Genomic DNA, 12,412 nt, shown 5'->3' with positions numbered 1-12,412 from the left:
ATAAAAAAATGTTAATAATTTTGATTTTTTTGAGATTAAAATTATTTTTTTTCTGACCAATTCGTATGAAAATAACCAGATTTATCAGTTCTTTGATAAGTATGTGAACCAAAATAATCTCTTTGAGCTTGTATAAGATTAGCTGATGAATTTACGGTACGATAACTATCATAATATGATATTGCTGCAGAAAAAGTAGGAACAGAAATACCATATTTTATTGATTGAATCACAACGTTACGTAATGAAATTGCATATTCATTAGCAATTTTTGAAAAATAAGGTGTTAATAACAAATTAACTATTTTTGTATTACTAGAATATTCTTCTGCAATTTTTTGTAAAAAATTTGCTCGGATAATACATCCAGATCTAAAAATTTTAGCAATTTTATCATATTTTAGATTCCAAGAATATTTATCCGAAGCTCTTTTTAATTGAGAAAAACCTTGGGCATAAGAAATAATTTTACCTAAATATAAAGCACGTCTCACTTCTTCAATAAAACTACTTTTATCTTTAATAAACACTTCTGTATTAGGTTTTTTTAATATCTTAGATGCAGATATGCGTTGCTCTCTAAGAGAAGATAAATAACGTGAAAAAACAGATTGAGTAATTAGTGAAAGTGGTTCACGAAACTCTAAAGCATTTTTACTAATCCATTTTCCTGTACCTTTATCTTCTGCAATGTCTAAAATAAAGTCTATTAAATAATTGTTATTCTCATCTTTTTTAAGAAAAATATCTTTTGTTATATCAATTAAATAACTGTTTAACTCTCCTTTATTCCATTCAGAAAATGTATTTGCTAATTCTTTATTATTCATATTTAATAAATGTTTCAATAAAAAATATGACTCTGCAATTAATTGCATGTCACCATATTCAATACCATTATGTATCATTTTTACATAATGTCCCGAACCATTAGGACCAATATAACTTACACATGCTTCATGTTTGAATTTAGCTGATATCTTTTTTAACATAGAAGATACTAATTTATATGCTTTTTTTTGACCTCCAGGCATAATTGATGGACCAGTTAATGCACCTAGTTCACCTCCAGAAACACCCATTCCAATAAAATTAATACCATATTTAGATAATTCATTGCTTCTTCGGATAGTATCTTTATAAAAAGTATTTCCTCCATCAATTAATATATCTTCTTCTTCTAAATAAGGAATAATTGACTCAATAGTTTCATCAGTTGCTTTACCCGATTGAACCATTAATAAAATACATCTAGGTTTTACAAGTGAATAAATAAACTCTTTAATAGAAAAATATGGAAAAATTTTTTTTCCGATATTTTTATTAACTACCTCTTCTGTGATTGATTTTGTTCTATTGTATATGGATACAGTATAATTTTTACTCTCAATATTTAATGCTAAATTCCGTCCCATTACTGCCATTCCTACAACACCAATTTGTTGTTTTGACATTTTTTTCTCCAACTAAAAAACATTTTTTAAATGTATTTAAAAAAAATTATTTTTTATATAAAATTTTTATAATAAATGATATTATAACTATTTTTCGTTTATTAAAAATAAAATATTCAAATAAAATTTTGTATTATATTATGAACTTTTAAAATAAAAAGAAAAAAGTTTACTTAATATCTAATAAATTTAAAAATTATTAATAGATGATATATTGAATATAATTGATTTTTTGACATTGAAATACATAAGTTGATTTTTTAGTATTTTTTACTTTATTAACATTATATAAATATTATTTTTTAATCAAAATTACTATTGTTTTTCATTTCTTTTTCTTAAATTATTCAGTACTGTATTAAAAGTTAAATTTTGATCGTGTAACAATACAATTAAATGATAAATTAAATCTGAAGTTTCATCTATTAGTTCATTTTTATTTTTTTTCATCGCCGCCAATATTGTTTCTATAGCTTCTTCACCAACTTTTTGCGCAATACGACTCGTTCCAGATTTATATAAATGAGTTGTATAGGAATTACTTACATCTAATTTTTTTTTATTTTCTATAATATTTTCTAATTTATCAAGAAAATTTACATTATATTCATCTGAAAAAAAACAGCTTTTATTTCCTAAATGACAAGTTTTTCCTATGGATTTTACTATTACTAAAAGTGTGTCATAATCACAATCCGTAAGAACTTTAAGGACTTTTAAATAATTTCCTGATTTTTCTCCTTTAACCCATAAACGATTCTTAGTACGAGAGTAAAATGTTACTAAACCATTTTCTTGAGTTTGTAATAAAGCTTCTTTATTCATATATCCATGCATTAATACTTCATAAGAGCAAGAATCTTGCACTATCGCAGGAAGCATTCCATTAGTTTTAGTCCAATTAAGATTTGATAATTTTTTTTCGTTTAACATACTCTAATCTCTATTCCTTTTTCAATTAAAAAATTTTTTAACTTTTTTATATTTACTATATTTTTATGAAAAACAGATGCAGCTAATACTCCATCTACCTTAGAATAATGTAAAGCATCATAAAAATGATTCATATTTCCAGCACCTCCTGATGCAATTAAAGGAACTTTACAAATAGACCTTATTTCATTTAGTTGCAAAAGGTCATAACCTTTTTGTAATCCATCTTTATTCATCATGTTTAAAACAATTTCACCTGCTCCTTTTTTTTGAACTTTTTTTACCCAATCAACAGTTCTCCAATTAGTTTGATAAGTTTTATTCATATCACCTGTATACTGTTGTACCATATAACACTGTTTTGAATTATCATACCAAGAATCTATACCAACTACTGTACATTGAACACCAAAACGATCTGAAATTTTTGTAATTAAATTAGGATCTTGTAAAGCTGAAGAATTAATTGATATTTTATCTGCACCACTAGATAAAATATTTTTTGCATCTTCTACACTTTTAATGCCTCCAGCAACACAAAATGGTATATTTATTACTTCAGCAATTTTTTCGATCCATCTTCTATTAACTAATTTATTTTTTGTTGCAGCAGTAATATCGTAAAATACTAACTCATCTATACCATTTTCTGCATAACGTTTAGAAAGTGGTATTATACTACCTACAACTTCATGATTTTGAAACTGCACTCCTTTTACCACTAAACCATTACTAACATCAAGGCATGCTATTATTCGTTTTGCCAACATTTTAATGCTTCCTTTATAGTAAATTTTTTTTCTAATAAAGCACGACCTATAATAACATTTTGAACTCCAGTTTTTTTTAAAGTAAGAATATCTTGTAATTCTGATATTCCTCCAGAAGCTTGAAATTCTATTTGTTTAAAAGATTGTACAATTTCTGTATATAGTTTAACATTTGGACCTAATAATGTGCCATCTTTAGATATATCAGTACATAATACATGTTTTAAATTATCTGATAAAAAATACTCTATAATTTCTTCTAATGAATAATCAGTTTTTTTTTGCCATCCATGAATGTATATTTCTTTTTTACTACTACGACTGATATGAATGTCTAATGCTAAAACAATTACATCCGAACCGTAACGTTTCAACCATTCTTTTACCTTACTTTTATTTAATATACAAATAGAACCGATAACTACTCTTTTTGCACCAAGATTTAAAAGCATTTCTATATCTTGTTCATTTCTTATACCTCCTCCAATTTGTATAGGAATAGTGCTATAAGAAAGTATTTTTTTTAATAGTTCTAATTGTCTGCTTTTAATATTTTTTGCTCCATCTAAATCTACTAAATGAACAAGTTTAACTCCTTTCAATGCATATTCTTTTAGAGAACTATGTAAATTTATATCATAATTTTTTTGATGGTAATAATTTCCTTGATATAAACGTACTGCTTTACCGTTAATTAAATCAAATGCAGGAATAATCATTATATCTCCAAAAAATTCTTTAATAATTGAGAACCTATATCACCAGATTTTTCTGGATGAAACTGAACTCCAAAAAAATTATTTTTTTGTATAATTGAGCTAAAATTAATACCATAATTAGTAGTAGATAAGGAATATTTACTAACGGGAACTATATAACTATGAACAAAATAAAACCTTGAATAATTTGGTATAAACTTAAACAAAGGACTTGGTTTATTTAGTGCAATTTTATTCCATCCTATATGAGGTAAAGATAACTTATCAGTTTTTAAACGTAACACAGAAGATTTAATTATATCAAGTGTTTGAACACCATCACATTCTTCACTAAAGGTACAAAAAAGTTGCATTCCAAGACATATTCCTAAAATTGGATTTGTAAACTCTCTAATAATATTAACAAGCTTTTTTTCAAATAACACCTTCATGACTGCTGCAGCCGTACCTACGCCAGGTAAAAAAATTTTCTTAGCACGCATTACTATATCAGGTTCGGAAGTTATAATAGGATAATAACCTAGTTGTTTAATTGCTACTCTAATTGATGTTAAATTAGCACAATCAGTATCTAATACTACTATTTCATTCATTATAAGAATCCTTTTGAAGTTGGTAATTTATTTCCTTTTATTTTAATTGCTTGACGTAATGTACATCCAAAAGCTTTAAATAAACTTTCAATACAATGATGATCATTTTTACCTTCAGCATATAAATGAAGTGTAATTTTCATAGAATAAGAAAGAGAATAAAAAAAATGCTCAATCATATTAGTATTAAGATCACCAACCATTTTATAATTAAATTTTGCTTGAAATTTTAAATATGGACGATTTGATATATCTAAGATACAACTAGATTTACTTTCATCCATAGGAACGTAAAAACCAAATCTACCTAAACCATTCTTGTTTCCTAAAGCTTTTAATAAAACCTCTCCTAAAGTAATTCCTACATCTTCTATAGTATGATGATCATCAATATGAATATCACCTATAGCAAAAATATTCATATAAATTCCGCTGTGAACTGATAACTGTTCTAACATATGATCGAAAAACTTTATACCTGTATTAATCTTACTATTTTCTTCTGAATCTAAAAAAACTTGTATATGTACTTCTGTTTCTTTTGTTTTTCTGACAATTTCTGCATATCTATTATATTTTATAATTTGATTTGTAATATCAATCCAATTAAATTTATTTTCTTTGTATTGAATCCCTTTAATATCTATGTTTTTTGCTAATATCATATCTGTGTTACGATCACCGATAACATAACTACGTTTTTTATCTATTTTAGATAACCATGGTTTTACCATTTTTATCTTAGGTTTACGACACTCACAATTATCGTTTATTAAATGAGGGCAAATTAATATATCATCAAATAATATTCCTTCTGATCGAAAAATATCTAACATAAAAAAATGAGGTATATTAAAATTTTTTAATGGGAAAGTTTTACTACCTAATCCATCTTGATTAGTAACTATAATTAACTTATAATTAAACTTTATTAATTTACGTAATGAAGAAATAACATTTTTTTTAAAAACTAATTTAGTTATTGAATCCACTTGAAAAGTATCAATCGGTTCGTTAATTAATGTTCCATCTCGATCAATAAATAATAATTTATTTTTCATTAAAACCTCTTTTAGAAATGTTGTTTTTAGAAAAAATTTTAAGTTCTTCAATTAAACGTGAACATTCTAAACGTGTTCCTATTGTTATTCTTAAACATTTTTCTAAATTTTTTTTCTTATTTTGATTTCTTAAAATTATACCTTTGTCCCACAACATTTTAAAAATCTCTTCAAACATAAAAAATTTTACCAATAAATAATTAGCATGACTAACAAATATTTTTTCTACGCAAGAAATATTCTTTAATTTATTAATTAACCAAATACGATTGTTATTTAAATCTAATACTCTGCTTTCCATTAATTTAATAAAGTTTATATTTAAAGATTGAGTAGCTATATCAGAAACAGGTACAGATATTGGATAAGGGCTAATTACTTTATTCAAGATTTTAATAATATTTTTTTGTGCCAAAGTAAAACCACATCGTATTCCAGCTAAAGCAAATGCTTTAGACATTGTTCTTAAAATTACCAAATTAGAATATTTTTTCAAATAAGACACCATACTATCTTTAGGTGAAAATTCAATATATGCTTCATCTATCACAATTAAAGATTTATTTTTAGTGATTTCTAATAAAAAGATAAGATCTTGTTTTGAAATGATATTACCGGTTGGATTATTTGGATTGCAAATGTATATTAATTTTACTTGGTTTAAATTTGATTGAATATTTAATAAATCTAATTTCCAAGTATTTTGAAAAGTCGGTATTTCTTTCACTATTACATCAAATATTTTAGCGCTAATTTTATACATATCATAAGTAGGTGGACAATAAATAATAGCATCTTTTTTTGGTTTACAAAAAGCTTTTATTAATAATTCAATACCTTCATCCGCTCCTCTTGTTGCCAATACTTGATTAGGAAATATACCAACATAATCCGCGTAAGAAGAAATTAAATACCTAGGCTGACATTCTGGATAACGATTAAATATTTTTTTTTTTAATTTAAATTGAAAAGAAACAGGTGATTCATTTGCATTTAACCATATATCTCCATGCTCTCCTCCAATACGTCTTGCAGATTGATAAGGTTGTAATTCTTGTATGTTCATTCTTGCTAATTTAGTTATATCATCTGTCATCTTTTTTTTCCCTTTAAAGCATCTACTCGGATTCTCACAGCATTTTTGTGAGCATCAAGTTTTTCTTCGGAAGATAAAGTTTCGATAGTATTGGATAATTCTATTAATCCTTGAGATGTTAATTCTTGCACTAGTATACGTTTTTGAAAATCAGCTAATCCTAGAGCAGAATTTGTAGTGGATTTTCCATATGTAGGTAAAACATGATTTGTACCAGAGGCGTAATCACCAACAGATTCAGGAGACCAATGTCCTAAAAAAATAGAACTAGCATTCGAAATATGATTAAGTATTTTTCTAGGATTTTGCGTTTGAATAATCAAGTGTTCAGGAGCATAAATATTAGATATTTTAATACATTGCACTATGTTTTCAGTAATGATAATTACACTATTTTTTAATGCTTTTAATATTTCTGATTGTCTAGATAATTTTGTGATTTGCTTATTAAGAGCAATAATTACTTGTTGTGACAATTGAATACATGGAGTTAGTAAAATCACTTGAGAAGATTCACCATGTTCTGCTTGAGATAATAAATCAGATGCAATAAAATCTGGATTAGCTGTTGCATCAGCAATCACTAATAATTCCGATGGTCCTGCTAACATATCTATTTCTGATACATTAAAAATAGAACTAACCTGCAATTTTGCTTCTGTTACATAGGCGTTACCAGGACCAAAAATTTTATCTACTTTAGAAATACTTTGGGTGCCAAAAGCAAGTGCAGCTATAGCTTGTGCTCCACCAATTTGAAAAATTTTTTTAATACCACAAACATGTGCGGCATAAAGAATTTTATTACTAATAGGTGGAGGGGAGCAAAGAATGATTTCTTTACATCCAGCAATTTTAGCAGGTATTGCTAACATTAATACAGTCGAAAATAATGGGGCTGTTCCACTAGGAACATAAATTCCAACAGAATTTAATGGCAAATAAATTTGTTGGCAACGTACACCAGTTTGTGTTTCAATATCAATGCTTAATGGTATTTGAGCTTTATGAAAAGATTGAATGTTTTTTTTTGCAATTAAAATCGCATCTTTTAATTTTTTACTTAAAGCAAATGAAGATGAAAAAATTGTTTCTTGAGAAACTTGAAACTGATTGATATCAAATTTATCAAACAGGATAGAATATTTTTTTAAAGCTTCATCACCTAAGTGTTTAACATCTTCTATAATTTTTTTTACAGTTTTTTTTATAACATCACTTTCTTTTAAAACAGGTCTTGACAATATTCTTTTTTTTTCATCAAGATTTAATTTATTCCAATAAAAAATATTTTTAAAACATCTCATTATATTTTTTTACTCCATCATTTTTTCAATTGGCAAAACTAAGATGGAACTAGCACCTAAAGCTTTTAATTTTTCCATTGTTTCCCAAAATAACGTTTCACTGCTTACCATATGCATTGCTACTCGATTATTATCTCCAGCTAATTTTAAAACAGTAGGTCTTTCTGCTCCACGTAATAAGCATATTACTTCTTCTAATTTGTTTACTGGAGCGTGTAACATTATATATTTAGATTCACGGGCTTTAATTACACCTTTAATACGAGTCATCAATTTATTAATTACTTCTTTTTTTATATCATTGATATTTCCTGTTTTACAAATAAGACATGCACGAGAATGATATACAACTTGAACTTCTCGTAAACCATTCGCTTCTAATGTTGCTCCTGTTGATACTAAATCACAAATGGCATCTGCTAATCCAGCTCTAGGTGCTACTTCTACCGATCCATTTAACATACAAGATTTAAATGAAATTTTTTGTTTATCTAAATATTTTTTTAGTATATGAGGATAAGAAGTTGCTATTCTGATATTATTTAAAGATTGTATGTTAGAATATGTACTGCTTACTGGAACAGCTAAAGATAATCTGCAAACTCCGAAATCAAGACGTCTTAAGGTTATATAAGAATGTTCTGATTTTTGTGATATTCGATTCAATAGTTCTTCTTCTAAAACATTTTCTCCAACTATTCCAAGATCTACTACCCCATCCATTACTAAACCAGGAATATCATCATCACGTACTAACATAGCATCAATCGGCATATTTTCAGCAAACGCTATTAACTTTTGTTGTTTTAAATTAATTTTAATTCCACAAGATGTTAGTAATTTGATCGAATCACTACTTAATCGACCAGTTTTTTGCATTGCTATACGTATACGATTATTATCAAACATATTAAAAATTCCTTAAATTTTTTATAATAGGACAAATTTATGCTTTTAAAAAAATAAAAAACCCAAATAAAAAAATAAGGGCTTTAAAAACATTATTATTGCATAAAAAATTATGTTTAAATATTAAACACAAGAAAAATGATATTATCCTAAAAGCAAAATATAATAAAACAAAAAATTTTTGCATATCAAAATGTGTAATCTAATATGAAAAAAATTTAAAGAATTTTTAAAATATAAAAAACAATTATTTCTTATTATAAATAATAAAATAACTTTGCACATTACAAATGATTAAAATATAAAAAAATAAAAAATAGTTTTCACTGATTTTTTATTTAAAATTAAACTAATTATTTCAAAAAATATATTTTAACTCGTCTCGATTTAAAAATTAATTTCAATTATAACTATAATTGCAGCATCACTTCCAAACACTTTAGAAGCTCTATGAAAAGCTATAACATCTGGATGTTGAGATAACCAAAATGGAATTTCTTTTTTAAGAATATGTTTACCATGTCCATGCATTACATGTGCACAAAAAATTTTTTCTTTTTGACATGTTGTAATTAATTCACCTAAAGCTTGTTGCGCTTGGTGCTGAGTTAATCCATGTAAATCTAAAAAAATATCTGGATGATATTTTCCATTTTTTAAATTTTGCAAAATATTAAATGAATTTTTATTACGAATATAAGAAACTGGATTATCTTTAAATAAGATTTTTTTATTTTTGTAAGAAAAATAATGACTATGAGCATCTTGTTCAAAAAAAATACGTTTAGATAAAATATTTTTATCATTATTTTTATGTATTCGAGAATGAAAAATAGTATCTTGTATAATTTCACGAGTACCATTTAACCATTGACGAAATAAAACATTATCATTAACAGTATATTGACTATTTTTATTCATAATTTTCTACCAAAATTTTAATATTTCATTTTATATACTTTTTAACAATTATATAATTTAGTTTCTATAAAAACAACAATAAAAAACTTTATCATTAGTAATTTTTAACATATTAATAGTTATATAAATAAATTTTATTTTTATTTTGTATAAAATAAAAAATTATTTTTATATATTTATTCTGTATAGTTATATTATTCCATTTTAACTATTATAGAAAAAAAATGTCTGGAAATACAATTGGTAAAATATTTTGCGTAACCACTTTTGGCGAATCACATGGTCGAGCATTAGGATGTATAGTTGATGGTACACCACCAGGTCTAAAATTATCTTGTGAAGATTTGCAATACGATTTAAATCGCAGACGACCTGGCGTGTCTCGTTACACTACACCACGATGTGAATTAGATCAAGTGTATATACTCTCTGGAGTATTTAATGGGATTACAACTGGTACTAGTATTGGATTAATCATACATAATAGTGATCAACGTTCTAAAGACTATAGTAACATAAAAGATTTATTTAGACCTGGACATGCCGATTATACCTATGAAAAAAAATATGGAATAAGAGATTATCGTGGAGGAGGAAGATCTTCTGCTCGTGAAACTGCTATGCGAGTTGCAGCAGGAGCAATTGCGAAAAAATATTTAAAAAAAAACTATGGTATAACTATACGTGCATATTTATCAGCAATGGGGAACATAAATTGTTCATTTAAATCTTGGGAAGAAGTAGAAAAAAATGATTTTTTTTGTTCAGATTTTGAAAAAATATCAGAACTTGAAAAATTAATTAAAATGTTAAAAAAAACAGGTGATTCTATTGGTGCTCAAGTAACTGTTATTGCTGAAAATGTTCCTATAGGACTTGGAGAACCAGTTTTTGACCGGCTTGATGCTGATTTAGCTCATGCATTAATTAGTATTAATGCGGCAAAAGCAGTAGAAATTGGAGATGGTTGCTTAGTAGTTAATCAACGGGGCAGTGAACATCGTGATGAAATGACAACTACAGGTTTTTCTAGCAATCATGCTGGAGGTATTTTAGGTGGAATTAGTAATGGAGAAAATATTACTTTAAAAGTAGCTTTTAAACCTACATCAAGTATTAGAAAAACAGGTAATACTATAAATATAAATAACGAACCAGTTAAAATAACTATTAAAGGAAGACATGATCCATGTGTAGGCATCCGTGCTGTACCAATAGTCGAAGCAATGGTTGCAATTGTATTAATGGATCATTTATTACGATTTAAAGCCCAATGTAATAAATAATAAATTTATGAAATAATTATTCAATGTTAAATGATGAAGCTACTAAATACAATTTATTTAGTAGCTAGTTTATTAGAATCAATAATTAATATTGAAATTATTCTATTTGAATTACTTAAAACAACACTATTATATTTATAATATTAAAATTTATAAAATACTTTTGAAATAAAATAGAACTACATATTAAAAACCAGTTTAATGAAAAAGCATGATATTTTTTCATAAAATATTTTTCACATCAAAATACCACATTTCTTACTAAAAAATATTCTTAATCAAATAGTAAATTGCAATTTAATATCTTTTCTTCTTAAAAAAAATAATAACTTTTTAATAAAATCAGAAATTATTCCGAAAATTATAATTTTGCACTATTAAAAAGTTTGATATTTTTTCGTATATTACAAATATATATTATACAAGTTGCAATCGTGTTCTTAAGATAAAAATAAAGTAATACTTTTCTTTGTATATAAAATATCTAATAATTTTATTATGCTAAATATTATGATTGGGAAAAATAAATGTTAGAACTCTATAGTTCTAAATTTAAGTATATTTATTATATTATGTATTCTTATATGATCAAAGTAATAAAAATTGAAATAAAATACTTTTGTTCTACATAAAAATTTTGTAAAAATTTTAATGGTATTTTCGCATTATTAGTACTTTATATATATAATAATCTCTAACATTTTTATATGTAAAATAAAACTACATTTTTAAAAAGACTATATTTAGTATTCATATAATCTATTTTAGATATATTTCAAACAGATCATCAAGTGTTTTTTTATGTAGGAGGACAGCTAATGTTCACAGGAAGTATTGTTGCGCTAATTACCCCCATGGATGAAAAAGGTCAAATTTGTCGTTCTAGTTTAAAAAAATTAATTAATTATCATATTTTTAATCAAACTAAAGCTATTGTTTCTGTTGGAACAACTGGAGAATCTGCAACACTAAGTCAAGAAGAACATATTAAGGTTGTCATGCTTACTTTAGAACTAGCAGACAATCGTATTCCTATTATTGCAGGAACTGGAGCTAATGCCACAACAGAGGCAATTTCTTTAACGAAAAGATTTGAAAAATCTGGAATTTCTGCTTGTTTGACTGTTACACCATATTATAACAGACCTACGCAAGAAGGATTATATCAACATTTTAAGGCTATTTCAGAAAATACTGAATTACCGCAAATTTTATATAATGTACCAAGTAGAACAGGATGTGATTTATTACCAGAAACAGTTGCTAAATTATCTATTTTAAAAAATATAATAGGAATTAAAGAAGCTACAGGTGATTTATCAAGAGTTAATAAAATTCAAGAATTAGTAGAAAATGATTTTTT

At 25.7% G+C, this 12,412-nt stretch carries 12 protein-coding genes; 2 read left to right on the top strand and 10 right to left on the bottom strand.

Annotated features, from left to right (window positions below; translation table 11 throughout):
* Positions 1-41: 41 nt before the first annotated feature.
* The 10 genes from gndA to smrB form a co-directional block, all read right to left on the bottom strand.
* A complete protein-coding gene (gene gndA, locus D9V70_RS00535; protein WP_158355837.1) occupies positions 42-1,454 on the bottom strand; it encodes an NADP-dependent phosphogluconate dehydrogenase in 1,413 nt (470 codons plus the stop codon).
* Positions 1,455-1,769: 315 nt separating this feature from the next.
* Entirely contained in the window at positions 1,770-2,387 is a 618-nt protein-coding gene (gene hisIE / locus D9V70_RS00530) for a bifunctional phosphoribosyl-AMP cyclohydrolase/phosphoribosyl-ATP diphosphatase HisIE (RefSeq protein ID WP_158355836.1), read from the bottom strand.
* Positions 2,381-3,157 carry an imidazole glycerol phosphate synthase subunit HisF gene (hisF, locus tag D9V70_RS00525; RefSeq protein WP_158355835.1) on the bottom strand — a complete coding sequence of 259 codons (777 nt, stop codon included), beginning with the start codon at positions 3,155-3,157 and terminating at the stop codon, positions 2,381-2,383. Before hisF ends, hisIE begins: the two co-directional genes overlap by 7 nt.
* Entirely contained in the window at positions 3,139-3,876 is a 738-nt protein-coding gene (gene hisA / locus D9V70_RS00520) for a 1-(5-phosphoribosyl)-5-[(5-phosphoribosylamino)methylideneamino]imidazole-4-carboxamide isomerase (RefSeq protein ID WP_158355834.1), read from the bottom strand. Before hisA ends, hisF begins: the two co-directional genes overlap by 19 nt.
* Positions 3,876-4,469, bottom strand: a complete 594-nt coding sequence (gene hisH / locus D9V70_RS00515) for an imidazole glycerol phosphate synthase subunit HisH (protein WP_158355833.1) — start codon at positions 4,467-4,469, stop codon at positions 3,876-3,878. The genes hisA and hisH overlap by 1 nt, the downstream gene beginning before the upstream one ends.
* Positions 4,469-5,530, bottom strand: a complete 1,062-nt coding sequence (gene hisB / locus D9V70_RS00510) for a bifunctional histidinol-phosphatase/imidazoleglycerol-phosphate dehydratase HisB (protein ID WP_158355832.1) — start codon at positions 5,528-5,530, stop codon at positions 4,469-4,471. Before hisB ends, hisH begins: the two co-directional genes overlap by 1 nt.
* Entirely contained in the window at positions 5,520-6,626 is a 1,107-nt protein-coding gene (gene hisC, locus D9V70_RS00505) for a histidinol-phosphate transaminase (RefSeq protein WP_158355831.1), read from the bottom strand. Before hisC ends, hisB begins: the two co-directional genes overlap by 11 nt.
* Positions 6,623-7,933 carry a histidinol dehydrogenase gene (gene hisD, locus D9V70_RS00500; RefSeq protein WP_158355830.1) on the bottom strand — a complete coding sequence of 437 codons (1,311 nt, stop codon included), beginning with the start codon at positions 7,931-7,933 and terminating at the stop codon, positions 6,623-6,625. The genes hisC and hisD overlap by 4 nt, the downstream gene beginning before the upstream one ends.
* Before the next feature lie 9 nt (positions 7,934-7,942).
* Positions 7,943-8,842, bottom strand: coding sequence for an ATP phosphoribosyltransferase (hisG, locus tag D9V70_RS00495; RefSeq protein WP_158355829.1), 900 nt, complete (start codon positions 8,840-8,842; stop codon positions 7,943-7,945).
* Between the two features lie 387 nt (positions 8,843-9,229).
* Positions 9,230-9,763: an endonuclease SmrB gene (gene smrB, locus D9V70_RS00490; RefSeq protein WP_158355828.1), complete on the bottom strand. Its 534-nt coding sequence runs from the start codon at positions 9,761-9,763 to the stop codon at positions 9,230-9,232.
* A gap of 224 nt (positions 9,764-9,987) precedes the next feature.
* Here smrB and aroC point away from each other — a divergent pair, with 224 nt between their 5' ends.
* The gene (gene aroC, locus D9V70_RS00485; protein ID WP_158355827.1) at positions 9,988-11,049 is read left to right on the top strand and encodes a chorismate synthase; all 1,062 of its coding nucleotides are present in this window, start codon (positions 9,988-9,990) and stop codon (positions 11,047-11,049) included.
* Positions 11,050-11,867: 818 nt separating this feature from the next.
* A partial coding sequence (gene dapA / locus D9V70_RS00480) for a 4-hydroxy-tetrahydrodipicolinate synthase (RefSeq protein ID WP_253254811.1) occupies positions 11,868-12,412 on the top strand: 545 nt, incomplete at its 3' end.

It is taken from the genome of Buchnera aphidicola (Lipaphis pseudobrassicae) (assembly GCF_005081185.1).
Taxonomy (GTDB): Bacteria; Pseudomonadota; Gammaproteobacteria; order Enterobacterales; family Enterobacteriaceae; genus Buchnera; species Buchnera aphidicola_AD.
The sequence above is the reverse complement of the archived record's forward strand: the minus strand, read 5'-3'. Positions and strand labels throughout refer to the sequence as shown.